Below are 23,182 nucleotides of genomic sequence, written 5' to 3'. Positions count from 1 at the left end.
ACGTTACACTGACCCCATAAACGCCCACTTTTCTCAGTGGGCTTTTTTATTTCCTCATGACCTCGCCTCGGCGGGGTTTTTTATTACCCGACTAAACAGGAATCTCCCATGGCGCAATTTTTACATGGTTGTGAAGTCGTCGAAATGGACGACGGCATTCGCAGCATCAGCACCGTGAAAACCGCAGTAATTGGTTTTGCTTTTGAATCGGATGCGGTAGCGAGCGCGGTGGCCGCTGTGCTGACCGTTGGTTCGCCTGCGCTCGATGATGGCATCACTTTAACGGCCGTCGAAGCGGGTCTGGATGGCAACGGCATTTACTTGACCATCATCGCCCCAATCGACGCAGACCAGGTCTTGTCGGTCAGTGTGGCAGGTAAGGCGATCACCGTATCACTGGCCACCGATGCCGAATCAGCACCAACATCCACTGCCACAGAGGTAGTGGACGCGATCAACGCGCACGCTGAGGCCAAGGCACTGGTCACCGCCTCTCTGACCAATGGCAACCCGGGCACTTCGGTTGCGGTCACCGTCACCAAACAGTACTTGTCTGGCGGTGACGATGAACCGTTCCCAGTTCTCAAGCCGGTGGCGATTACCGGCAGTCTGAAAATGGCCGAGAAGATGGGCAAGTCTACCGATGCTTACAAGTCGATGGAAAGCATCATGAAACAGACCGGCGCACTTGTAGTGGCGGTTCGCGCTGAGCCGAAAACGGCACCAGAGTTGGAAGGTGCGAACATCATCCGTGCGATTGAGAAGTTCTCTGAAGCGCGCACCGAAGTGGGCTACAAACCGCGCATCCTGATCGCGCCAAACTTCAGTCATATTGATGGTGTGGCCAAAGCGCTGGAAACGCAGGCGGCGAAGCTACGCGGCTTTGCTTATGTCGATTGTGCTTTGAATGCGTCCTACACCGACGCTATGAAACGTGCTCGCTCGTTTGGCACCCGGGTCGAAATCCAGTGGCCACACGTGAAAGTGCAGGACTCGGAAACCGGCGCCGTGGTCCCACGCCCGACCTCTGAATTTGCGGCGGGTCTGCGCTGTCGTATTGATAACGAGAGAGGGGTGCACTGGTCGAAGTCGAACCAGGAAATTTACGGCATTGTGGGTACCTGGCAACCGGTGGAGTGGGAACTGAACAATCCGAACACCGTTGCCAACATTCTCAATGAGAACAAAGTTTCTACGGTCATCCGTGAAGGTGGTTTCCGGTTCTGGGGTAACCGCTCTTGCTCGATTGACCCGAAATGGACGTTTGAGTGTGTGCGCCGCACTGCGGACATGATTAATGACAGCATCGAGCGTGCTCACCTGTGGGCCGTGGACCGTCCGGGCACCACGCAGTATTTACAGGATGTGATTGGTGGGGTTCAGGCCTACATGCGTCAACTGAAGTTCGAAGGGATCATCCCCGGCGGCTCCGCATGGCTGGACAAAGATCTGAATACGCCAGAAACCATGGCGCAAGGTGTGGTCTATTTTGACTTTGATTTTGGCGTCTACTACCCGGCAGAGCATTTGATTTTCCGCTCTCGCCTCAACAACGGCTATTTAGAAGAGGTAATTGCAAATGTCTAACTGGGCTCGTAAATATTTCGGCCTTTACATCGATGGCCGTGACAAGGTCGGTGATGTGATCGACTACACCGCGCCGGTTCTGGAAGTGCAGACGGAAGACTTCCGAGCGGGTGGGATGGACATGGCCACGCCGATGGACATGGGCATGGCACCAATGGAAGCGGGCTGGTCAATGGGTGAAGACCCTGAGGTTCTGGCACTGTTCGGCATCAAAAAGGACGGAAAGAAGATTGCCGTGTTTGTTCGCTCAGCGATTGAAGACGACGAAACAGGCCGGGTGCGGCCAGTGGTCGAAGAGCTGCGCGGCAAACTGACCAAAGTTGACCCGGGCACTAAAAGTGGTGGCGCCTTTAACGCCAACAGCTACACCATGAAGTTGAGTTACTACCGCTATGAAGTGAATGACGAGATCATTCATGAAATTGACCCGCCCAACCTGGTGCGCGTCATCAACGGTGTGGACCAATTGGCGGAGTATCGCCGCGCACTGGGCAAATAACCTTTCATCCTTTCTTTCACAGTTTGCCTCCCGGCTTCGGTCGGGGGGCTTTTTTATGGACGTAATACCATGAACAAAATCACGCTTGATTACCCGATTAAAGACGAAGACGACAACGACATTACGGTGCTGGAAATGCGCCGTCCGAAAGTACGGGATCACATTTGGCTGAAAACCCAGTACGGCAGCAAAACCAACCCGAAAAAACGAACAGGGGGCGATCTGTATGACGATTTTGACCGTGATATCGCCATGTATGCGCGTCTGACTGACCAGCCTGAATCCGTGATCGCAAAAATGGACATGCTGGATTTGGGAAAGTGCGCGACGACGTACATCGGATTCTCTACGCCCTCGACGAGCTCGACGAACGCGCCCGAGACCGAGTGATGTTCAACGTTGCCACCCACACCGGATGGCAACTTTCTGAGCTTGAATCGCTGGATATTGACCGGCTGCTGAATTTTGCCGACATGCTGCCTAAAAAGAAGCGAGGTAAGGGATGAGCACAGCCCAAAATCTGAAAACGGTGGTCACGCTTGGCGGCGCTGTGGATGCCTCGTTCGGCAACATGGCGGGCACGGTGGATCGTGAGCTTGGCAAAGCCACCAAACAGGTTAAAAGTCTGGAGCGTGAGCAGGGCAAGCTGACCAAGCAGATCAAAAAAGCCAAGATGGCCGGAGCCGATGTCAGCCTGCTGACCAAACGTTACCAGGCGCTGGACCGAGAAATTGATGATGCGCGTCGCTCAGCTGAAGGGTTTGGCGCGGCGTCCGACATTGGCGGCACACTCAAATCCGTTACCGGGCACGCTGTGGCGACGACTGGCGCGGTGACAGGGTTGACGATGGCTGTCACCGGACTGATGAGTGTGACCAACGCTCAGACGGCCGAGCAAGTGGGATTGGCCAAAGCCTATGGCATGAGCATTGAACAGTTCAAAGCCTGGGGCGGAGTGGCTCAACAGGCGGGTCTGAACGCCGAGAGCACCGGTGATATGGTTGAAGAGCTGACCAATAAGTTTGGTGAGTTCAAGGCGCTGGGTAAGCAGTCCTCGGTCGCGGATGTCTTCGGCAAGCTTGGCATTGATAAGGCGATGCTCGATGGTCTCAGCGCGGCTGAGCAGTTTGAGTTTGTGATGCGCCGCCTTGAAAGGGTGTCCGATAAACAGCAAGCGGCCAGCCTGGCCGACATGTTGTTTGGCGGAGAGGGTAACAAGGTAGTTACGTACATCCGAAATAGCGGGAAAAGTCTGGATGACCTGCTGGATGCACAGAAGCGGATCAACAGTCTGACCACGCAAGGTGCGGATGGGGCATTTCGGTACAACAATGCCTGGAACAATGTACTGACGGCCGTCACCAGTTCCTGGCAGGAAGTGGCTGGCGTGGTGGGCGGGGCACTTGAGCCGCAGCTCAATGAACTCAGCCAGACCGTCTCGCGTGTGTTTGCGGAAAACAAAGCCGGTATTGTGGACTTTGTGACCGGGGTTGTGGACAGTTCCATCCGGCTGACGACCACACTGTATGAACTGGGCAGCAGTGTGAACGATGTGGTGCAGTTCTTTGGTGGCTGGGAGTCGGCCGGGGCATTGGTTGCCGGGATGCTGGCCGGCAAGATGGTGATCGGCATTGCGTCGGTGGTGACGGGCATCACAACGATGATTACCACACTTCAGACGGCCAAAACGGTAATGATAGGTCTGAATGCGGTGATGGCCGCAAACCCGATAGGGGCAGTGGCCGCAGCGGTGGGGCTGCTGACCACGGCAGGCATCTTGCTCTATCAGAACTTGGATGAAGTCACCGCCTGGTTTGCTGGTAAGCTGGAATGGTTCAAAACGGCCTTTCCGGAGACGTTTGAGACCATTAAAAGCCTCTTTGACTGGTCACCAATTGAGATGATTGCGGGCCACTGGGACGCGGTTCCGTCGTTCTTTACCTCGATGTGGGGCAAAGTTACCGCGATTTTCGACCAATCGGTCGGTGCGGTGATGGAAACCTGGGAAAAGGTCAGTGGTTTTGTGGATGACCTGAAATTTTGGGATGACGAGGAAGAGTCGGCATCATCGCCACGCCAGGTCGAGCCTTACGGTTATTCGCAGCGTCGTTCGGCCAGTTCGAGCGGTTACACAGGCGGCTATGGCTATGCGGCGAGAGCAAACGCGGTATTGTCGGACACCGAATCGGCGAGTAAAGGTCAAACCACCATTCAGAACAACAATACCGTGGAAAAACTCGAAGTCGTGACGCAACCGGGTCAGTCCAATGAAGAGATTGGTCGTTCCGTAGCGGACAAACTGTCCGACAACAGCGGCGCCATGTATGACTACAGTTATAGCGAGTAAACGATGGATTTTGATTTTAACAGCCTGAGCACGTCAATGGGGCGGGCGTACACATCGCCCACCCCTAACACGGTGGCTAACGATGTGATGATGACGGCGGGAGAGGTGAAGTTTTCAATCACCACGCTCGCCTATCAGGAGCTGGTTAAGACACACAGCTGGACCTGGTCGCCCATCAATCGCTTTGGCCAGTATGCGAGCCTCCAGTTTACTGGCGCGGATAATCCGACCATTCGATTGACGGGCACGGTATACCCGGAGTTCGCCAACGTGGGGATCAATCAGATTGAACAACTGGTAACGCTTGGAAACAAAGCCAAGCCATTTCTTCTGACCTCCGGCCTTGGTGATGTTATGGGGTACTGGTGCCTGACGAACGTGACGGAAACACAGCCCCGGCATATGAAAGCCGGGGTACCGAAAAAACAGCAATTTTCAGCGGATCTGATTTTTTATGGCAAAACGTTATCTCACTCGGGACGGTGATGTGCTGGACGACATCTGCTATCAAGAGTACGGCACTGAGCAAGCGGTTATCGCGGTACTTGAGGCGAACCCTAAACTGGCGGACCAAGGGACCAAGCTTCAGGCGGGTCTGATCATTACTTTGCCGGATTACACACCGCCGTCGCAAGATGATGAGGATGTCCTATGGAGTTGAACTATCGGCCGGGGTTTGTGCTCAGTGCGGACGGGGAAGATATCACGCAGCGGATTAATGCCTGTCTTCTTGAACTGACATTGACTGACCACAGCGGTAGTAAGGCCGATGAACTGACGTTGAAGTTAGATGGCAGCAAAATCGGCAAGCTACCGGGCAAGAATGCCTGGCTGCGCGTGTCGCTGGGGTTTAATGGTGAATACGTTTCTCAGGGGGCGTTTGTGGTGTCGGTCATTGAGGTCAAAGGCTGGCCGGAAACCGTCACCATCAAAGCGCACTCCACGCCCTTGAGCGGTCAGGGACAAGGAACCAGCCTGCAGAGTCAGAGAACGCAGAGCTGGGACGACGTGACACTGGAAGACGTGTTAAAAACCGTTTCAGCCAGAAACAACCTGACGCCGATTATTGCCAATGAACTGGCTCAGATTCGCCTGGAGCACATCGACCAGACCGGAGAGTCTGACATGGCGATGCTTACCCGACTATCGCGTCAGTTTAGCGCCGTATCAAAAGTGGCCAATGGACACTGGACGTTGATCAAAGAGGGGGAAGGGAAGAACGCCTCCGGCAGCAAAAAGTTACCCGTTCGTGAAGTGATGGCCAGCAGCTGCTCGGATTATACGTATCGCTCAAACAGCCGGACGAAAATCAGCAGCGCGGTGGCCAAATGGCACAACGCTGACACGGGGAAAATGGGCACGGAGCGCTATGGCTCTGGTGAACCGGTTTTCGAAATTGTGTATACCTATCCTAACCAAGAGGAAGCGGCTGCGGCCGTTCGTTCTCGGGGTAAAGAAATCACCAGTGGCAGTGATACGTTCACTTGCACGACCGAAGCAACGCCGAGTTTATTGAAAGCATTTGCGGAAGGGCATTTAAAGCCGGTTGGCTTTCGCCCGGAGATAAGTGATAAGACCTGGCGAATCAAAACGGTGGTGAAGAACTTGCGCAAGAAAGGTGGGATCACGGTAACCTTTGACTGTGACGATGGCGCAAAAAAATAGTCTTTTAAGAGATGGTTTTGAAGGGCTATTGCTAAGCAGATCCTGTTAAAAAGACAAAAGATCCAAGTACTGTATAACTACACCCTAACTACACCCTAAATACACCCATAAATTGGTGGGTTATTTTAAGTGGTTGTTTTAGATGGGGATATTGGGATTTTTAAGGCTTTAGAAAGGCGACAGCCCGATGTTGGTAGCATCGGGCTGTCTAATTTTTAGATCTCTCGGTTGGTAAGGCCGATAATCTGATATATGCAAAAGGCTGGATTAAATCCGATAAATTCTCTGGTAAAGAGAATTAGATGCGGATGAAGTCCATGTGCTCAACTTTTGGCTTGAAAGCGTGACGTTGAACGTCTTGTGGCTTAACTTTCATTTCTGCGCCATCGATAACCAGAACGATTCCTTCGTAGAACTCAGGCTTGTCCATTTGGTTCATGATGTCGTCGTGGTTCAGAGCGATAGATACTGGCGCAGCCTCACCACCGTAAACGATAGCAGGGAATTGACCAGCGTGACGTAGGCGGCGGCTCGCACCTTTACCTAGCTCAGTACGTACTACTGCTTCAAATTTCATAGTAATTACTCTCAAAAAAAGTATTAAAAAACGTGTCATTGCTGCAATGCGACCTTGCTGCAATGGTTAGGCTCCGAAACATAACGAAACGTTACTGTTAGAGCGAGCGCGGATACTACCATTGTATCCATTTCTGAGCAATAGATTTAGGGGTTATTCGACCGGGATTCAGTGAATTAATCAGCGTTTGCTGCTTAATGCATCAAGTCACGCGGAGGTCACCTGAAGATAGCCTCTGATTATACCGTGTATTGTGTGAAATATCGCATCGTGAAGGCTTACAGGCATGCCGAATTGGTGGGGTGTATCGAAGATGAATCGAATCTGAATGATGTCCTCACGCGGGATTAAGCCTGCGATGAGTAAGCTGGCTATACACTCACAGCAACTAAGGAGAGATGATGCAACCGATAAGTATAGTCGTCATCACTTTGAATGAAGAGAAACGTATTGGCCGCTTACTGGAGGATCTGAGCAAGCAGTCCTATCGTCAGTTTGAAGTGATTCTGGTGGACTCCAACAGCGAGGACGCCACCTGCGATATGGCTCGAGCATATGGGCAGAGCCTGCCTTCATTGACCGTGCACCGCATGGACGATCGTGGTGTGAGCCTGGGGCGCAATACCGGCGCGGAATTAGCACGGCATGAGCGGTTGTTGTTTCTTGATGCAGATGTGCGCCTGCCGGTTAACTTTCTCGCCAATGCGCTCAGTGAGCTGGAATCGCGTAAGCTAGAGGTGGCGGGCGTCTACATGGGGGCGAATGGCCTGCCACTGATGCACAAAGTCGGCTATGGCCTGTTCAATGCCGGCCTGTTTATTACCCAATTTGCATTTCCGACAGCGGTGGGGGCGTGTATTTTTTCAACCCGCCGAGCGCATCAGGAAGTAGGAGGATTTGATGAACGCATTACGCTGTGTGAGGACTGTGATTACGCTCGCCGAGCGGGAAGAACCTGGCGTTTTCGCTTTATCAAAATGACGTTTGGGTTTGATCCTCGACGTCTTGACCAGGAAGGCCTTTTCCGGATGGGGTGGTTTTATCTGAAAGCCAATGTGCGTCGGTTATTTTTCGGAGAAATGCGTAACAATGAGATGGAGTATCGCTTTGGTCATTACCGAGAACAAAACTAACGCCGTAGGTGCAGATGTTTAGCGCTGTTGGGTTGTTCTTCGGTGCGTTTCTTGATGCGTTGATTGGACCGAACCTGTTTGTACCCGGTGAGCCGTTTTTGCTGGCCGCTGGGTATCAATGGTATCAAGGCACACCGCTTGCAGTGATTTGGGTATTGCTTGGAGGCTTCTTTGGTGATCAACTCAGCTATTGGATAGGGCGTATCTCTGGTCGGCGAGTTCAGTCTAAGCTGATCCGTTGGCAGCCTGGAGTGAGGCGGCCTATCGCACGTTGCCGAAAGCTGATTAGAGATAAAGGCCATGCGGTGCTGATGGTGGCCCGTTTGCTGGGGCCTGTCGCTTGGGTGGTGCCCTTTATCGCCGGCACACAGCAAATGCGCTGGCGGCGTTTTTCTTTATTTGCCACGGTTGGGTTGATACTCGGAGTGGGGCAATTTGTCTTGTGGGGATACGCATTAGCAGCCGGGTTACCTTTGTTGCCGTACTCCGATTCGGTGATTCGTTACCTACAGACGCACAGCGGTTGGTTTTCAGGAGCAGCCGGACTCAGCCTGGTAATAGGGTACGGCACTTATGTTTGGTGGCGTGCTCAACCTCAGGCTGAGACAAGACGATAAAACCAGAGTGCAGGCTCCGGTTTAATCAGTGGGCTTTTTTGATGGTCAGAACCGTTTTCAGGCCGCCCATGCTGCTGCGTTTGAGCTCCAGTTTACCACGATAACTGTGAGCCATTTCGCTGACAATGTTCAGTCCAAGACCGGTGCCTGGTGTCTTCTCGTCCAGACGCACGCCACGTTCAATCGCTTTGTGCAGGTCGCATTCTGCAATCCCCGGACCATCGTCTTCAAGGCAGAGGCGAACATCGCCTTTGTCGGCTGCGGGCTCAGCATGCACCCGGACCAGAGAATTGGCCCATTTGTAGCTGTTTTCCAGCACGTTGCCGATCATTTCATCCAGATCGGCAGAATCTACAGCCACTTCGAGATCGGAGTCGAGTTCGTTGACCACGACGATACCTCGATGCGCGTACACCTTGTCGAATGCGAGCGAAATAAAGTCGATGCGCTCCGCCGGCTTGGTTTTAACCGACAGAATATTCATCGAACCAGCCATCCGAGCCCGACCAAGATGGTAATCGATTTGGCTCTGAATCTGTTCGACGGGCGCCAGCAGGCGACTTTTTTCGTCGCTTTGCATAATACCAATTTCATTACGCAGCACTGACAACGGTGTTTTCAGTGCATGGGATAAGTTACCAGCGTGATTACGGGCGCGAGCAAGCAAGTCCTGATAGTGAAACAGCAGCGCATTAAGATCTGAGACCAAAGGTGATACCTCGCGCGGATAGTTGTAGCTTAGTGCGTCTTTATTGCCATCTTTCAGTTCCGCGAGCTCCTTCTGCATCTTGGTTAATGGCCGCAATGACCAGCTGACCTGCACGCCGATTAAGATCAAAATCCCGGTAAACAGCATGCCAAGGATGATCCATAGCTGCCCGGTAATACGCTTCACTGCGCTACCGATAGGTGCTTCATCGACGCCAACCATCACCCGGATGGGTTCGGAAAACTCAGGCAAATACAGGGTTTGAGTGATGGTAATCAAAGGCTCTTCGCGTGCGCCTTTGATCACCAGAACCGGTCCCCGTTTTTCAGCGGTGATGTTTTTGTCCCACAGTGAGCGAGAGCGCAGCGTTTGTTTGTCACTCTGAATGGTCCAGTACAAGCCGCTGTATGGCTGGCTAAAACGAGGGTCAGACAAGCGTGCCGACAGATCAAGCCGGTTGTTGCGGTCGGTTTCAATATTGGCCGCGATTTCATCCATTGACAGATGGAGCTGAGATTTTGCGTCACTGACGAGGTAGTCTTTTACCAGTAGCGGAATACCGATACCGGCGGCCAGTATCATGGCCGACAGCCACAACGCCGCCGCGAGTAGCAGACGGCTTTTGAGACTGAGGCGTTTAATGTAACTGGCTTTATCCGGCATTGAGCTGATATCCCAGGCCTCTGACGGTTTTTATGATGTTCGGTGCTATTTTTTTGCGGATCCGCCCGATAAAAACTTCAATGGTATTAGAGTCACGGTCAAAATCTTGTTTGTAGATGTGCTCAACCAGCTCGGTGCGCGAGATGACTTTGTCTGGGTTGTGCATGAAGTAGGCGACCACTTTGTACTCGAGTGCGGTAAGACTGATGGCCTGTCCCTGCCACATGACTTTCGAAGTGCGGGTATCCAGGTTGAGGTCCCCCATTTGCATGATGGGGGAGGCGTTACCGGATGCCCGGCGTAATTGCGCTCGCAAGCGGGCCACCAACTCGACCATTTCAAACGGCTTGGTCAGATAATCATCGGCGCCGGCGTTCAGACCTTCCACCCGTTGCGACAGTGTGTCCCGGGCACTGAGAATGATCACCGGAGTGTTGATGTTTTCATCGCGAATGCCTTTCAGTACCGTCAGGCCATCCAGTTTAGGCAGGCCAAGATCGAGTACGATGCCATCCCAGTCCTCAGAGGTTGCCCGGTAGAGTGCATCAATCCCATCCTGGGACAGCTCCGGAACCCAGCCGTTTTGTTCAAGTAATTCAATAATCTGCTCGCCAAGACGTGGCTCATCTTCCACTACCAGTATTTTCATTGTTGTTCTTCTCTATTTTTTGATGACATCGTGCAGGTTGCGTCCTTTGATCTCAATCATTTCGAGCGTGGTGGCGTTGTATTCCACTTTAATAATGTTGTTATCATGCACCAGTTTGAGTTCATAAATCCATTGATCGTCGTCTTCTTCCAGCTCAACCTTGATCAAGCGGCCATTGAGTTGCTGATCGACGGTTTTGTACAGAGCAGAAAACGGCTGGATCAGCCCTTGTTGTACCGCATCGAAGACTTCATCCTGATCTTCGTCGAACTCGATCCGAGCCCCTTCTTTATAGGCGTCTTGAACCAGGGCATGACCGTTTTGTGTGTCGTCCGCCGCTATTGCCAACTGCAGCGTGCTGCCGGCAAGCATGATAAGTAACAATGTTTTCAATCGTTTATTCAACATATTCGGACCTGCTGTTTGACTCTTTCCTCAGTATAAGTGAGCTGAGATGAATGGAAAGTGAATCACAGCACTCAGCGATTTTGCAGCTCATCTTCAAAAATCTTGTCTCTTAGTTTCCAGAAACGGCCAACTTTACGCGCAATGACAAATTGCGGAGGACGAAAACGGTGTTGATGGGCCACCACTTTTGTTGGTGAGGCTTCATCAAACGGCCGGTGTTTGTCGGCCAGATGCGGGCGGACAAACTGATCTTTAAACGTTTGTTTCTGCTTTTTCGTGCTCAGCGACCAGAACTCGTGTACCTGAGCCTGATTGTCTCCGTGATACGTGATGCGCAGTTGCGATTTGCCATTGGCGTCTTTATGAACTGACATATCCATCTCCGCACACTCAAACACCAGTGCATCTTTGAGATTCAGTGCTTCTTTCAGTTTTTTGTCCGGGTCCACTAATGTCGCGTCACATTCGTGACAAATTCGGGCGGCAATGTCGTTGTCTGCGCCACACTGGCCGCAGTATTTGGCGCGGAAGCGATAATCACAATGTTCACGTTCTCCGGTTTCGTCGTCAGTAAAAAAGCCCTGACATTTGCGGCCGAAGTGCTCAATCAGGAATCCGTTGCTGTCGAGCTTGCCCCAGAAATTGTTATTGAAGCCGCAGGCGGGGCACGGAATGGTGATGATTTCGCTGTCGGAATCTGGCTTCGGATTGCCCACTTCCGGTTGATACAAATCGTAGCTGTTGCCCGCGTAATCCAATACCAGGCACTCTTTTTTTCCCGGGGAAAGACGCAGGCCACGGCCGACGATCTGCTGATAAAGGCTGACCGACTCGGTTGGACGCAGGATGGCAATCAGGTCGACGTGCGGGGCATCAAAGCCGGTGGTCAAGACCGAGACGTTGACCAGATATTTAATTTCGCGCTGTTTAAATCGCTGGATGATATCGTCCCGCTCCGGGGTGGGCGTGTCGCCTATCACAATAGCCGCTTCACCGTCTGGTAATAGAGTGTAAATCTCCTGCGCATGTCGTACGGTGGCTGCGAAAATCATAATGCCCTGACGATCGGCAGCCATGTGAATGATCTGATCAACGATTTGTGGCGTGGCACGTTTTGACTGCTCGATCACCATATCCAGCTCCGATTCTTTATAACGTCCGGTACTGGCGGGTTTCAATTGCGAGAAATCGTAGCTCAGTACTGGCGCATCGATCATGCGGGCCGGGGTCAGGAAACCTTCGTCCAGCAAGTAGCGAATGGGGAGTTCAAAGATACAGTCGCGGAAGAAACGTGCTTCGTCGCTGCGTACCTGGCCTCGGGTGTGGTACTGATATATCCAGCCGATACCAAGGCGATAGGGGGTGGCGGTCAGACCGAGCACCTTGATGCCGGGATTAAGTTCGCTTAAATGGGCGATCACCTTCTGATAGCTGCTGTTTTTGTCTTCTGGCACCCGGTGGCATTCATCGATCACTAGTAGCGAAAACTGGTTTTTGAATTCATCCAGGTTACGCACGACGGACTGTACCGAGGCGAAGACCACTTGTTGGTTGGTTTCCTTACGGCCAAGCCCGGCGGAAAAGACTGCCCCTTTAAGGTTGTAACCTTCGTATTTGGCGTGGTTTTGTTCAACCAGTTCCTTGACGTGTGCCAGCACCAGAACCCGGCCTTTGGCTAGGCGGGCCAATTCGGCAATGACCAGGCTTTTGCCGGCACCAGTCGGCAGTACAATGACCGCAGGTGTAGTGTGTTGACGGAAATAGTGGACAACGGCCTTGACGGAGTCGGCCTGATAGGGGCGTAAGGTATACATCTGAATTGTGAAATCGATCAACTAATCTGGCAATGAAGTAGGTTGGGTATATAATACCTGACCCTAACTAGATGAGGTATTCATGCGTTTAGATAAATTTCTGTGTGAGGCATTAGGTGCAACACGCAAAGAAGCGACCAAAATCCTGAAAAGCGGCGAAGTGACAGTGAACGAGGTGGTGCAAAAGAGCGGTTCTGTCAAAGTTACTGAATCGTGCGTGGTCGAGTGGCAGGACAGAGAGTTGCGAGTCCATGGACCGCGCTACATCATGTTGTTTAAACCGGATGGCTATGTCTGTTCGCATGAAGACGGATTCAACCACACAGCGTTTGTTCTGCTCGATGAAGTGAAGATGGATACCTTGCACTTTGCTGGCCGTCTGGATGTGGATACGACGGGGCTGGTGTTGATCACCGACGACGGGAAATGGTCTCACCGTATTACGTCTCCCAAGCATAAATGTGAAAAAACATACCGCGTGTGGCTCGCAGATCCGATTGGTGCTGATTACGCGGCGCAGTTTGCTGAGGGAATTCAACTGCGTAATGAACGTGAGCTGACTTTGCCGGCACAGATGGAGATTGTGGACGCGGATGAAAAAGAAGTGCTGCTGACCATCACTGAAGGGAAATACCATCAGGTGAAACGCATGTTCGCGGCGCTGGGCAATAAAGTTGAACATCTGCATCGTGAACGTATTGGTGCCATTGAACTTGACGACACTCTCGAACCGGGTGAGTACCGCTATCTGACCGAGGAAGAAGTGGCGTCTGTGTGGAAATAGTATTCCATCTTGGAAATAGTTTATTTCCTATTTGGAACTAGTATTTCCCCTGCAATTCCCGGAACATACGATATCCAGATCACAAATATACCACTACTTATGGATTGAGTTGTTGGTATTGCTGTCCTTTCATCCGCCATGCCTTTCCTCTGTTTCTGGCGGATGAACGACAATCCGAGTCTAATTTACCATTTAAATTCACAACTTCAGCAGAAGTGGTGAACTGAGTACACCTTTTTATCTGCTCTGGGTTGTCATCATTCATTGTATTCTGTTTGGTTGCGGTTGGGAAAACTGCAGCAAAATTGGCCACCGAGTGGGAGATTTATGTCAGAAAAAACCGCACAAACACAAAGTACACCGCACATCAGTTTTCTCTTGTTTGTTGTTTTGGGCGCTATCGGTGCGTTAACACCGCTAGCGATCGATATGTACTTACCGGCCATGCCGGAAATTGCTCGCGATCTCGGTGTTACGGCGGGTGAGGTGCAAATCACCTTAACCGCTTACACCGCAGGTTTTGCGATTGGTCAGTTGATCCACGGGCCACTGGCCGACAGCTATGGTCGCAAACCGGTGTTGTTTCTCGGAGTGTTGTTCTTTGGTATTGCAGCGTTTGTCAGTGCAGCGACCAACGATATTGATGCGTTGACCTACGTGCGGACTGCGCAGGGTTTTGCTGGCGCGGCGGCGGCCGTTATTATTCAGGCGGTGGTGCGTGACATGTTTGATCGCGAGGATTTTGCCCGCGCCATGTCGTTCGTCACTCTGGTGATCACAATTGCGCCGCTGGTGGCACCGATGATTGGTGGACATCTGGCGGTTTGGTTTGGCTGGCGTTCTATTTTCTGGGTACTGGTCGCGTTCGCGGTTGTTGTCATGGCGCTGGTACTGTGGATGATTCCGGAGACGTTACCGGTGGAGAAGCGCCAACCATTGCGTCTTGGCAGTACACTGCGCAACTATGCCCGTCTGCTGCGAAACCCGGTGGCAATGGGACTGATGCTCTCCGGTGGTTTCTCCTTTGCTGGCATGTTTGCGTTCCTCACTGCCGGATCGTTTGTCTATATTGATATCTATGGTGTGACACCGAACCAGTTTGGTTACCTGTTTGGCCTTAATATTGTGGCGATGATTGTCATGACCAGCATCAACGGCCGGTTGGTGAAACGAGTGGGGTCACACAACATGCTACGTTTTGGCTTGACGGTGCAGTTGATTGCCGGGATTGGGCTGTTTACCGGTTGGGTACTGGATCTCGGATTGTGGGGCACCGTGCCGTTCGTGGTGATGTTCATCGGGACACTGTCGACCATCGGCAGTAATTCAATGGGCCTGCTTCTGAGTGGTTATCCATACATGGCGGGCACGGCTTCCTCATTGGCGGGGACGTTACGTTTTGGCACTGGTTCACTGATTGGTGCCGTGGTGGCGGCGATGCCAAGTGGTTATGTTTGGCCAATGATCTTGATGATGAGCGTATGTTCAGTATTATCTGCGGGTTTCTACTGGACTTTGGGAAGAAAAGCATAGTGTCGAATTACTCAACAGAAATCCAAAACCTGGTCAACAGTGCGCTGGCTGACATGGCGGCAGAGCACAAAGCCGGCAAGCTGGCGGATGCGCCGGTCGCCAATAATCATTATCTGGTGCGCTGGGTGACGCGAGCGCTGAAAACCCAGCGTTTTCCGCGTTGTGTCGGTAATGACCTGACGCGTTGGCAAAAGGCCGGACGTTCAAAAGGGAACGAGGCTGGGCTTCTTTTCTTGTTTAAACGCATCTCGGCGTTCTACGCCCGCTGTTTTGCGCAGGGGGAAAAAAAGATCCTCGACAGCGATGTGGAGGCGTTTCTCGATCGGATGGAAACTGCCGGTTGGGAAGTGTCGACCTCAGAGCCGTTGATAAACAAAGGTAAAGTACAGATATTTACCGAAGGCCAGAATTCTTTGGCCCTGTGCGCGGATCAATGTGACAGCTGTTTTGATGGTGACACGCTGGTGAAACCGATGAGCTGGTTTGTGCGCGGTAATCACGCTGATTTTATCGAGCAGGCGACCGATGCGGGGTTCATGGTGCATAAAGTCACGGACTATAAATCCAACGTGAAGTATCACGGGGAATACCTGATTTACCCGGGGAACCAGGGCGAACAACTGGCGGAAATCCCGCTGTCGTTCCAAGCCGACACGTAATACAAGCGCCCGCTCACAGATGAGCGGGCTTTTTTATGTCACGCCTGGCGTGCTTTTCGCACAATAGCATTAACCATGCCTTTAAAAATAAACAGATGTGCGGGTAACATGGCGAACCAGTAGAGCAAACCGGGAAAGCCTTGTGGGTGCCACCAGGCCGTAATGTTCAGTTCGCGTGTCGTGCCGTGATCGATGATCGTGCACTCCAATCGGCCAAGTCCCGGACCTTTCATACCAAACAACAACGACAGGAAATGCTGCTCTTCACAACGGATGACTTTCCAGGAGTCGATGTAATCGCCAACCTTTAACCCAGGGCCTGGCGGAGAACGTCTGACTGGTGTACCGCCACCAAAGAAGATATCCAGCCATTCCCGTGTGCGCCATAGTGGATTGGCAAAAAAGTAACCTTCTTCGCGGCTGCCGATTTTCTGGATCACCTGCCACAGTTGCGCTGGGGTGGCGGTCGTGGTGATGGTGGCGCCTGCTTGTTTGGGGTAGTAGCCAAACCCGGGCTGCCAGCGTTGCAATGCGGCAGGGTCAAACCCCCACACGTTGCTGCGAACGAATTTACCTTCGGTGGCGAGAGTGTTCTTCACCATGGTTCGGTAATCGATCAGCGTTTGCGGGTACTTTTCACGGATGGCACGGCCATCCGTGACGTAATCGTGTTCAATACCCGCCAGTAGTGCTTTACCAATGTTCGATGGTACCGAAGTGATCATCGCCAGCCAGTAGGAAGCAACGTTTGGTGTCAGCAAGCGGGTTGACCACAGACGAAGCGGTTTGTGAATCGCCTGACAAATGATTCGAAACTGCTCGCGGTAAGTCAGGGTATCCGGGCCCCCCGCTTCATAAATGATGTTGCCTGTCGGCGCTTCTTTCGCCAGTTCGAGTAAATAATGATTGAGATTGCTTAGAGCGATAGGGTTGGCCTGAGAGTCCACCCATTTGGGGGCGATCATGAGTGGCAGGTTGTAGGCAAAGTCACGCATGATTTCAAACGCCGCAGAGCCTGGCCCGACGATCACGCCAGCCCGAAGTTCGGTTACTGGAATCTGGCTCTGGCGTAGGATCTCTCCGGTTTTCAGCCGGGCTTGAAGGTGCTGGGAGTGGCCGTGTTTCGGTTGTAATGCACTCAAATAAATCAGGTGTGTGACCTGACTGCCGCGCAGGGCGTCGCGCACGTGTTCGGCGAGTGACATTTCGTATTCTACAAAATCGTGCCCTTCAGCCATCCCGTGCACCAGAAAATAGACCAGATCAAACTGTGGCACGAGAGCTTGGGTGGCGCTGGCGTCTTCTAAGTCGAGAAATTGAAGGTGCAGATTCGGATGCGGTTGTGTTCTGGCCCGCAAATAGTCGATATGGCGCGCTGATGCCGTGACGTTGTAACCTTGCTCGAGCAGGTAGGGCAAAAGCTGAGAGCCGACGTATCCAGATGCTCCAAGTACCAATACGTTTTTCATCCGCCTCGTCCCTATTTTATGTGGTTAAAACAAACTCAATAATCGTATAATAGCCGCTCAACTTTTTCTCAGCTATCAATAGTTTGTACTGGAGTCATATGGTGGCGTTGCTTTCTCAGGTTTTGTCTCATACCCGTGGGGACTTTATTCGCCGTCTGATGGCGATCGCGCTGCCGATCACCTTGCAGAGTATTATGTTCTCAAGCCGAGGGCTGGTGGACGTACTGATGTTGGGTCAATTAGGAGAGTCTGAGATTGCGGCGGTGGGCGTGGCAGCCCGGGCAACTTTTGTCACCACGATCATGTTGGTGGGTGTGACCACGGGAGGGGCGCTGTTGACGGCGCAATACTGGGGCGCGTCTAACCGTCAGGGCGTGCGGGAGAGTACCGCCCTGACGTGGTTGGTGAGTATGTTGTTTGCATTGCTGACAGTGGTGCTTTTCGTGGCTTTCCCGAATCAGATCATGGCCTTAACGACTGACTCAATACAGGTCAACGCGCTGGGCAGTCAGTATCTGGTGATCACTTCGGTCAGTATGTGTTCGGTCGCCTGCGTCGCCAGTATGGCGGTGGGATTGCGCGCCATGCATAAGCCCGGGATCAGTACTTTCTTTAGCGGCATCGGGATAGTGTCGAACGTATTTTTCAACTGGGTGCTGATATTCGGCAATCTTGGCGCGCCGGCCATGGGCATTCAGGGAGCGGCGATCGCGACCGTACTCAGTGGCGCAATCGAAGTCGCGACATTGTACGGATACCTCTATGCCAAACAACACTTGCTGGCTTTTTATGCTGAGGACATTAAAGCGATCCTCACCTGGGACAAGGTGGTGCGCTTTCTTAAACTGTCGATGCCGACAACCTTCAACTTTCTGGCGTGGGCGGGTGGGTTGTTTGCTTATCATGCCATCATGGGCCAGTCTGGTGTTCAGGGTTTGGCGGCACTGTCTGTGATGACGCCAGTAGAGTCAATTTCTCTGAGTCTGTTGATTGGCATGTCGAATGCCGCAGCTGTGTTAACCGGAAACCAAATTGGTGCGAAGCGCTATGAGGAAGTCTATTACCAAGCGCTGGGCCTGACGCTGTTGAGTGTCCTGGTTGGTCTGAGTGTGGCGTTGCTGCTGTATGTTGCTCAAGGGGCGATTCTGGATGCGTTCAGTGCACTGACACCAGAGACGCGCGCATTGTCGGAGCAGTTTATCGTCATTTTATGTGTTGGCATCGTCTTGCGCTCGGTGCCCATGACGGTCATTGTTGGGGTACTCAGAGCTGGGGGCGATGTGAAGTTTTGCCTCGGACAGGATCTGATTGCTCAATGGCTGATTGGTATTCCTTTGGCTGCGTTTGCGGCGATATCGCTGGGCTGGCCGCCGGAGACCATCTATATCTTGTTTCTCACCGAAGAAGTAGTGAAATGGGGCGGATCACTGTATCGCATGAAAAGCCGTAAGTGGATTCGCAATCTGATTGAGAATTAATCATAAATTTGTGACATTGAGCAAATAAATGCATATTCTGTGATCCAGTATCCAAAACGCTTCCTACCTGCGATGAATTAGTGTAGATTCTCAATCCAGTTTCCATATCCGTTGAGAGAATAATGTTACAGCTAACAGACCTGTGTAAAGGCTACGTCGATGGCGGGGAGTTTCACCCGGTATTACAAGGTGCGGATCTGTTACTGAAACAAGGTGATCAAGTGGCGTTGATGGGCGAAAGCGGCTCAGGGAAAAGTACGTTACTGAATCTGATCGCGGGCTTGGATACGGTCGATTCCGGTGCAATCAGCTTCCCGGATTTTGCCATGCATCAAGTCAAAGAAAGCCTGCGTACTGCCTACCGTCGTAATAATATTGGCCTTATTTTTCAACAGTTTAATTTGCTACCTACGCTGAACGTGGCCGACAATATTCGTTTCTGCCGTCAGTTAAAAGGTCTGCCTGATGATCAGGGGTTGTGGCGTCAAATTTTATCGGCACTGGATTTGATGCCGTTGCTAGGACGCTATCCGGAAGAGGTTTCCGGAGGGCAGCAGCAACGAGCGGCGATTGCCAGAGCGCTGTATATGGAACCCAAAATTCTGTTGGCCGATGAACCCACAGGTAGCCTGGATGAGCGTAACGCAGAAGCGGTGATGCGCTTGCTGACGTCATTGACTCGCCAGTTGGAATGCACACTGCTGTTGGTGACGCACAGTGAAAAAGTAGCCGAACACATGGAAGGCTGTATTCGTCTCCAGGGAGGACAGTTGCATGTTGTGGCCCGTAGTTAAAGCGCTACTTGGTCATTACCGACGTTATCCGTTTCAAATCCTGCTGGTCTGGCTTGGTCTGACCTTAGGGGTATCTCTTCTGGTTGGTGTTACTTCTATTAATCATCATGCCCGTGAAGCTTACGAGCATGGTGAACGTCTTTTTGCCAATCCTCTTCCTTACCGAATCCGGCCTAAACACCTAACCAACAAAATTCCGCAAGGCTTTTATATTCAACTGCGGCGCGAAGGGTTCAATCAGTGTGTGCCATTTGAAAACACCAAAGTCACTTTGGCCAACGGCAATGATCTGACCCTGGTTGGGCTCGACCCAGTCGCGATGCTGCAATTTCAGTCGGGTGTGCAACTCAAAGATCTGGACGCGCTCAAATTAATGCGTCCCCCGTATCCGTTGATGGTCAGTGATGAACTCGCCAGCCATATGCGTTGGAAGAGTGGGGACATGATCCCGCTCCAAGACGGGAGTCGTTTGGGGCCGGTAGTGATCGATCATGATGATATCATCAATGGTACGCGGGTCGTGGCCGATATTTCTCTGCTGCGTATGTTGGAGAAAAGCTCCGGATTTTCGGTGATTGCATGTGGCAATATGCCGGATGAAAAATTACAGCAGCTAAAACAAGGGCTACCCAATGGCATGGTGTTGGCTCGTAACTCCCGCGCAGAGCTGGAGTCGCTGACCAAAGCGTTCCATTCCAACCTCAGTGCTATGGGAATGTTGTCGTTTGTAGTGGGGCTATTCATTTTCTATCAGGCTATGTCGCTGTCGTTCACTCAACGCCAGCCTTTGGTCGGTATATTGCGCCAGACCGGTGTTTCCGGCTGGCAACTGGCGAAAGCGTTGCTGATTGAACTGTTTGCATTGGTGCTGATCAGCTGGCTGTGCGGAAACTTATTTGGCATGGTGCTGGCTAATCAGTTGATTCCATCGGTGTCGTCCAGTTTGGGCGATCTGTATGACGCGAATGTCGGCCTGGATGTGGAGTGGAGTTGGCAAGCGAGCGGTTATAGTCTGCTGATGGCGGTATTGGGTGCCTTACTGGCATGCGCGTGGCCTCTAGTTCGTCTGCTGCGTGCCCAACCGATTCGGTTAACGACTCGGTTGTCGCTGGTGCGTTTTGCAGGTGTGGAATTCACGGTTCAAGCGTTGATTGCCTGCGCTTTGTGTGTTGCTGCTGTTGCTGTGTATCAAGCGCCTCAGACCCAATCTTCCGGTTTTGCGATCATCATTTTCATGTTGCTCAGTGTGGCGCTGTTCACTCCGTTTTTGATCTGGCGAGCTTTTGTCAGTTTCTCTTATACGATGCGTTGGGTGAAAGTGCGCTGGTTCTTTGCCGATGCGGCGGCCAGCATGAGTTATCGCGGCGTGGCCACCATGGGGTTCATGTTGGCTATGGCCGCCAATATCGGTGTAGAAACTATGGTCGGCAGCTTTCGCGATACCACCGATCGCTGGCTGACTCAGCGACTCGCAGCCGACATCTACATTTACCCAAACTCCAACGGTGCACCGCGAATGAGCAACTGGCTCAGTAAGCAACCGGAAGTGCAGGATGTGTGGTGGCGCTGGGAGAAAGAAGTTCCTACCAGCAGCGGCCCACTTCAGGTTGTGAGCACTGGCGCGTCAGAAGGCGAACTGGCGTCCCTGACGGTAAAGCTGGGTATTCCGAATTACTGGTATCATCTGCATCGTTCAAAAGGAGTGATGGTCAGTGAATCCATGGCGCTGAAAATGAATATTCGTCCAGGAGATACGATTAACCTTTATGGTCCGCTTGGCAAAGGCTGGCAGGTTGTGGGGGTCTATTACGACTATGGTAACCCATACAATCAAGTGTTGATCTCCCATCGCAACTGGCTAGCTGCGTTTGCTGGTGGTGGAAATGTGGCGCTTGGGGTGGTGATCAAAGATGGTGTGCCGCACGCTGACTTAAAACACCGTCTGGAGTCTGTCTTCCGGTTGAACCCAGAGCGGATATTCGATAATGGCAATATTCACAGTCAGGCGATGAAGGTGTTTGACCGGACTTTCGCCATCGCTGATACGCTCGGTAACATCACGTTGGTGATTGCTGTGTTCGGTATTTTCTTTGCCACCTTGGCAGGGGAAACATCTCGGCAGCGTCACGTGTCTTTGCTGCGCTGTCTGGGGATGTCGGGCAAAGAACTGATTCTGATGGGGTGTTTGCAGTTGTTTGTTTTTGGCGCCATCTCGATACTGATTGCCATGCCGCTTGGATTAGCACTGGCGAGTTTGGTGGTGGATATCATCATTAAGCAGTCTTTTGGCTGGACGCTGGAACTGCAGTTTATTCCAGAGGCGTATCTTCAGTCGATCAGTCTGGCGATGCTGGCGCTGATGGTGGCTGGCGCAGTGCCGGTTCTGAGAATGGTGCGCAACACACCGATGAAGTCGTTAAGGGATGCCCTGTAAATGACGAAACGAATCTTTGTGTCCAAAATTTTGGTATTGCTGGTGCTGATGGCGTTGGTGGGTTCGTGCGGTTATCTCGCGTATCGTCAGTGGGCGCCTGAATGGCAAAAGGCGATTCAGCAACAAGCCGAACAACCGAATCCGTTTTTGACCCAACCCAAGGATGTTTTTGATCCTGTACTGCCGGGTAATCCGGTTAAGCTGCCACAGGATTTCGCTTTTCATGAAGGCTATCAACATGAATGGTGGCACTATTTTGCCAATGTCGAAGATCGTAAAGGCAACCCGTATGGGATCCAGTGGACGGTCATTCGTGTCGCCAGTGATGACAGTGAACGTTCGGGCTGGCAAAGCCCGCAATTATACATTGTGCAGACTGTGATTACGGGGCAGGGGAAAATCTGGCGCGAGCAACGCTTCGCCCGTGGTGGCATCGGTCAGGCGGGAATGTTGAGTCAGCCTTTCAGATTATGGATCGACAATTGGTCTTGGCGCTCTCTTGGCACCACACCATTTCCTGGCAGTCTTGCCATTGATACCGATACATTTTCAATCAGTCTGGCCAACGTCGCCAAAGGGCCATTTGTATTGCCCGGCGAGAGAGGCTACCAGGTTAAACATGAGTTAATGCCTTTGGCGTCTTACGCGATCATGGCACCATTTGTACAAGTTAAAGGCACGTTGACTCTGGGCAATGGCTCACCATTCAACGTCAAAGGCACCGCTTGGCTGAGTAAAGAGTGGGGTAATAACCTGCTCAATACGGACCGATCCGGTTGGGATTGGTTTGTCGTTAATCTGGACGAGGAAAGCACCTTGTCGGTCAACCGTTTCCGACATCAGAATCAGGCACCTCAGCTTTCGGCCACTCTGATGCGAAATGACGGGAAAGTGGTGGTATTGGAGGAGAATCAGATCAAGATGCGTGCGTTGCAGCCTCTTGATTCCATAGATGGGAAGAGTTTGCCGCTGCAATGGCAGATTACCATACCCAGCCAGCACATTAATCTCACTACCAGTGCGCTGAATATCGGAGACTGGCAACCTTTTGCAGTGTCGTACTGGCAAGGGCCAATCAGAGCGATTGGCAGCCACAAAGCGAAGGGCTTCATGCAGCTTTCTGGTTATTGATTTACGCATCTTGGTGAAAAAAACGCTGGTTTGGCTTTGACGGCTGACCAGCGTTTTTTTAACCTTGTCTTAAGCGTTTAGCAATCAAATGCATATTATCTATACTGACCATATTACTATTACGGAAAATACGCTGTTAATTGAACTTTATATCGGAAATTCCGAAGTTAAAGCTCCAAACAAGCGATTTTTCGATCATTCCGTCAGTCGATACACTCAGTATATTGTTTGT

22 protein-coding genes are annotated in these 23,182 nt (G+C 51.9%); 16 read left to right on the top strand and 6 right to left on the bottom strand.

Annotation, left to right across the window (positions count from 1 at the left end; all coding sequences use genetic code 11):
* The first annotated feature begins 108 nt into the window (after positions 1-108).
* The 7 genes from CAG64_RS17835 to CAG64_RS17805 all read left to right on the top strand — a co-directional run bounded on the left by CAG64_RS17835 (position 109) and on the right by CAG64_RS17805 (position 6,098).
* On the top strand, positions 109-1,587 hold the full coding sequence (locus CAG64_RS17835; RefSeq protein ID WP_161448014.1) for a phage tail sheath C-terminal domain-containing protein: 1,479 nt from the start codon (positions 109-111) through the stop codon (positions 1,585-1,587).
* The gene (locus CAG64_RS17830) at positions 1,580-2,086 is read left to right on the top strand and encodes a phage major tail tube protein (RefSeq protein WP_161448012.1); all 507 of its coding nucleotides are present in this window, start codon (positions 1,580-1,582) and stop codon (positions 2,084-2,086) included. Before CAG64_RS17835 ends, CAG64_RS17830 begins: the two co-directional genes overlap by 8 nt.
* 69 nt (positions 2,087-2,155) lie before the next feature.
* Positions 2,156-2,476 (top strand): phage tail assembly protein, encoded by a 321-nt coding sequence (locus tag CAG64_RS17825; protein WP_161448010.1) that lies wholly within the window; start codon positions 2,156-2,158, stop codon positions 2,474-2,476.
* A gap of 112 nt (positions 2,477-2,588) precedes the next feature.
* Entirely contained in the window at positions 2,589-4,433 is a 1,845-nt protein-coding gene (locus CAG64_RS17820; RefSeq protein WP_161448008.1) for a phage tail tape measure protein, read from the top strand.
* Positions 4,434-4,436: 3 nt separating this feature from the next.
* Positions 4,437-4,919 (top strand): phage tail protein, encoded by a 483-nt coding sequence (locus tag CAG64_RS17815; RefSeq protein ID WP_161448006.1) that lies wholly within the window; start codon positions 4,437-4,439, stop codon positions 4,917-4,919.
* On the top strand, positions 4,888-5,094 hold the full coding sequence (locus CAG64_RS17810; protein ID WP_161448005.1) for a tail protein X: 207 nt from the start codon (positions 4,888-4,890) through the stop codon (positions 5,092-5,094). The genes CAG64_RS17815 and CAG64_RS17810 overlap by 32 nt, the downstream gene beginning before the upstream one ends.
* Positions 5,085-6,098 carry a contractile injection system protein, VgrG/Pvc8 family gene (locus CAG64_RS17805; protein ID WP_161448003.1) on the top strand — a complete coding sequence of 338 codons (1,014 nt, stop codon included), beginning with the start codon at positions 5,085-5,087 and terminating at the stop codon, positions 6,096-6,098. The genes CAG64_RS17810 and CAG64_RS17805 overlap by 10 nt, the downstream gene beginning before the upstream one ends.
* 298 nt (positions 6,099-6,396) lie before the next feature.
* Here CAG64_RS17805 and rplY read toward each other — a convergent pair whose 3' ends face one another.
* Positions 6,397-6,675 carry a 50S ribosomal protein L25 gene (gene rplY, locus CAG64_RS17800; protein WP_161448001.1) on the bottom strand — a complete coding sequence of 93 codons (279 nt, stop codon included), beginning with the start codon at positions 6,673-6,675 and terminating at the stop codon, positions 6,397-6,399.
* A 401-nt stretch (positions 6,676-7,076) separates the two neighbouring features.
* Between rplY and CAG64_RS17795 the strand changes: the two genes are divergently transcribed.
* Both CAG64_RS17795 and CAG64_RS17790 read left to right on the top strand, forming a co-directional pair.
* Complete coding sequence (locus tag CAG64_RS17795) at positions 7,077-7,808, top strand: glycosyltransferase family 2 protein (RefSeq protein ID WP_161447998.1); 732 nt, start codon at positions 7,077-7,079, stop codon at positions 7,806-7,808.
* A 14-nt stretch (positions 7,809-7,822) separates the two neighbouring features.
* Complete coding sequence (locus CAG64_RS17790; RefSeq protein WP_161447997.1) at positions 7,823-8,425, top strand: DedA family protein; 603 nt, start codon at positions 7,823-7,825, stop codon at positions 8,423-8,425.
* 25 nt (positions 8,426-8,450) lie between these two features.
* Here the strand turns inward: CAG64_RS17790 and CAG64_RS17785 are convergent, their stop codons facing one another.
* The 4 genes from CAG64_RS17785 to CAG64_RS17770 form a co-directional block, all read right to left on the bottom strand.
* Positions 8,451-9,797: an ATP-binding protein gene (locus CAG64_RS17785; RefSeq protein ID WP_161447995.1), complete on the bottom strand. Its 1,347-nt coding sequence runs from the start codon at positions 9,795-9,797 to the stop codon at positions 8,451-8,453.
* Positions 9,787-10,446 (bottom strand): response regulator transcription factor, encoded by a 660-nt coding sequence (locus CAG64_RS17780; RefSeq protein ID WP_161447993.1) that lies wholly within the window; start codon positions 10,444-10,446, stop codon positions 9,787-9,789. Before CAG64_RS17780 ends, CAG64_RS17785 begins: the two co-directional genes overlap by 11 nt.
* A gap of 12 nt (positions 10,447-10,458) precedes the next feature.
* On the bottom strand, positions 10,459-10,818 hold the full coding sequence (locus CAG64_RS17775) for a PepSY domain-containing protein (protein WP_425585317.1): 360 nt from the start codon (positions 10,816-10,818) through the stop codon (positions 10,459-10,461).
* 107 nt (positions 10,819-10,925) lie between these two features.
* Positions 10,926-12,668 (bottom strand): DEAD/DEAH box helicase, encoded by a 1,743-nt coding sequence (locus tag CAG64_RS17770; protein ID WP_161447595.1) that lies wholly within the window; start codon positions 12,666-12,668, stop codon positions 10,926-10,928.
* 82 nt (positions 12,669-12,750) lie between these two features.
* Between CAG64_RS17770 and rsuA the strand changes: the two genes are divergently transcribed.
* The 3 genes from rsuA (at position 12,751) to CAG64_RS17755 (ending at position 15,644) form a co-directional block, all read left to right on the top strand.
* A complete protein-coding gene (gene rsuA, locus CAG64_RS17765; RefSeq protein WP_161447594.1) occupies positions 12,751-13,452 on the top strand; it encodes a 16S rRNA pseudouridine(516) synthase RsuA in 702 nt (233 codons plus the stop codon).
* Positions 13,453-13,779: 327 nt separating this feature from the next.
* Positions 13,780-14,985, top strand: coding sequence for a Bcr/CflA family multidrug efflux MFS transporter (locus CAG64_RS17760; RefSeq protein ID WP_021705436.1), 1,206 nt, complete (start codon positions 13,780-13,782; stop codon positions 14,983-14,985).
* Positions 14,985-15,644, top strand: a complete 660-nt coding sequence (locus CAG64_RS17755) for a DUF2913 family protein (protein ID WP_161447593.1) — start codon at positions 14,985-14,987, stop codon at positions 15,642-15,644. The genes CAG64_RS17760 and CAG64_RS17755 overlap by 1 nt, the downstream gene beginning before the upstream one ends.
* A gap of 38 nt (positions 15,645-15,682) precedes the next feature.
* On the opposite strand, the gene CAG64_RS17750 is transcribed toward CAG64_RS17755, so the two are convergent.
* On the bottom strand, positions 15,683-17,113 hold the full coding sequence (locus CAG64_RS17750) for a DUF2867 domain-containing protein (protein WP_161447592.1): 1,431 nt from the start codon (positions 17,111-17,113) through the stop codon (positions 15,683-15,685).
* A 98-nt stretch (positions 17,114-17,211) separates the two neighbouring features.
* On the opposite strand from CAG64_RS17750, the gene CAG64_RS17745 reads away from it, so the two are divergent.
* The 4 genes from CAG64_RS17745 (at position 17,212) to CAG64_RS17730 (ending at position 22,950) form a co-directional block, all read left to right on the top strand.
* Entirely contained in the window at positions 17,212-18,591 is a 1,380-nt protein-coding gene (locus CAG64_RS17745; protein ID WP_202600868.1) for an MATE family efflux transporter, read from the top strand.
* A gap of 122 nt (positions 18,592-18,713) precedes the next feature.
* On the top strand, positions 18,714-19,385 hold the full coding sequence (locus CAG64_RS17740; protein ID WP_021705440.1) for an ABC transporter ATP-binding protein: 672 nt from the start codon (positions 18,714-18,716) through the stop codon (positions 19,383-19,385).
* Positions 19,366-21,819: an ABC transporter permease gene (locus CAG64_RS17735; RefSeq protein ID WP_161447591.1), complete on the top strand. Its 2,454-nt coding sequence runs from the start codon at positions 19,366-19,368 to the stop codon at positions 21,817-21,819. Before CAG64_RS17740 ends, CAG64_RS17735 begins: the two co-directional genes overlap by 20 nt.
* Positions 21,820-22,950, top strand: a complete 1,131-nt coding sequence (locus tag CAG64_RS17730; RefSeq protein ID WP_161447590.1) for a lipocalin-like domain-containing protein — start codon at positions 21,820-21,822, stop codon at positions 22,948-22,950.
* Positions 22,951-23,182 lie beyond the last annotated feature (232 nt).

Source organism: Vibrio sp. V38_P2S17PM301 (assembly GCF_009904845.1).
Lineage (GTDB): Bacteria > Pseudomonadota > Gammaproteobacteria > Enterobacterales > Vibrionaceae > Vibrio > Vibrio proteolyticus.
This window is presented reverse-complemented; position numbering and strand designations above follow the sequence as displayed.

What these genes read in the sequence shown, in the direction of transcription:
- CAG64_RS17805 (WP_161448003.1), top strand. Translation starts at nt 5,085, where the DNA reads ATGGAGTTGAACTATCGGCCGGGGTTTGTGCTCAGTGCGGACGGGGAA.
- CAG64_RS17790 (WP_161447997.1), top strand. Translation starts at nt 7,823, where the DNA reads ATGTTTAGCGCTGTTGGGTTGTTCTTCGGTGCGTTTCTTGATGCGTTG.
- CAG64_RS17760 (WP_021705436.1), top strand. Translation starts at nt 13,780, where the DNA reads ATGTCAGAAAAAACCGCACAAACACAAAGTACACCGCACATCAGTTTT.
- CAG64_RS17785 (WP_161447995.1), bottom strand. Translation starts at nt 9,797, where the DNA reads ATGCCGGATAAAGCCAGTTACATTAAACGCCTCAGTCTCAAAAGCCGT.
- CAG64_RS17745 (WP_202600868.1), top strand. Translation starts at nt 17,212, where the DNA reads ATGGTGGCGTTGCTTTCTCAGGTTTTGTCTCATACCCGTGGGGACTTT.
- CAG64_RS17740 (WP_021705440.1), top strand. Translation starts at nt 18,714, where the DNA reads ATGTTACAGCTAACAGACCTGTGTAAAGGCTACGTCGATGGCGGGGAG.
- CAG64_RS17815 (WP_161448006.1), top strand. Translation starts at nt 4,437, where the DNA reads ATGGATTTTGATTTTAACAGCCTGAGCACGTCAATGGGGCGGGCGTAC.
- CAG64_RS17730 (WP_161447590.1), top strand. Translation starts at nt 21,820, where the DNA reads ATGACGAAACGAATCTTTGTGTCCAAAATTTTGGTATTGCTGGTGCTG.
- CAG64_RS17770 (WP_161447595.1), bottom strand. Translation starts at nt 12,668, where the DNA reads ATGTATACCTTACGCCCCTATCAGGCCGACTCCGTCAAGGCCGTTGTC.
- CAG64_RS17810 (WP_161448005.1), top strand. Translation starts at nt 4,888, where the DNA reads ATGGCAAAACGTTATCTCACTCGGGACGGTGATGTGCTGGACGACATC.
- CAG64_RS17830 (WP_161448012.1), top strand. Translation starts at nt 1,580, where the DNA reads ATGTCTAACTGGGCTCGTAAATATTTCGGCCTTTACATCGATGGCCGT.
- CAG64_RS17780 (WP_161447993.1), bottom strand. Translation starts at nt 10,446, where the DNA reads ATGAAAATACTGGTAGTGGAAGATGAGCCACGTCTTGGCGAGCAGATT.
- rsuA (WP_161447594.1), top strand. Translation starts at nt 12,751, where the DNA reads ATGCGTTTAGATAAATTTCTGTGTGAGGCATTAGGTGCAACACGCAAA.
- CAG64_RS17835 (WP_161448014.1), top strand. Translation starts at nt 109, where the DNA reads ATGGCGCAATTTTTACATGGTTGTGAAGTCGTCGAAATGGACGACGGC.
- CAG64_RS17750 (WP_161447592.1), bottom strand. Translation starts at nt 17,113, where the DNA reads ATGAAAAACGTATTGGTACTTGGAGCATCTGGATACGTCGGCTCTCAG.
- CAG64_RS17825 (WP_161448010.1), top strand. Translation starts at nt 2,156, where the DNA reads ATGAACAAAATCACGCTTGATTACCCGATTAAAGACGAAGACGACAAC.
- CAG64_RS17775 (WP_425585317.1), bottom strand. Translation starts at nt 10,818, where the DNA reads ATGCTTGCCGGCAGCACGCTGCAGTTGGCAATAGCGGCGGACGACACA.
- CAG64_RS17735 (WP_161447591.1), top strand. Translation starts at nt 19,366, where the DNA reads ATGTTGTGGCCCGTAGTTAAAGCGCTACTTGGTCATTACCGACGTTAT.
- CAG64_RS17795 (WP_161447998.1), top strand. Translation starts at nt 7,077, where the DNA reads ATGCAACCGATAAGTATAGTCGTCATCACTTTGAATGAAGAGAAACGT.
- rplY (WP_161448001.1), bottom strand. Translation starts at nt 6,675, where the DNA reads ATGAAATTTGAAGCAGTAGTACGTACTGAGCTAGGTAAAGGTGCGAGC.
- CAG64_RS17820 (WP_161448008.1), top strand. Translation starts at nt 2,589, where the DNA reads ATGAGCACAGCCCAAAATCTGAAAACGGTGGTCACGCTTGGCGGCGCT.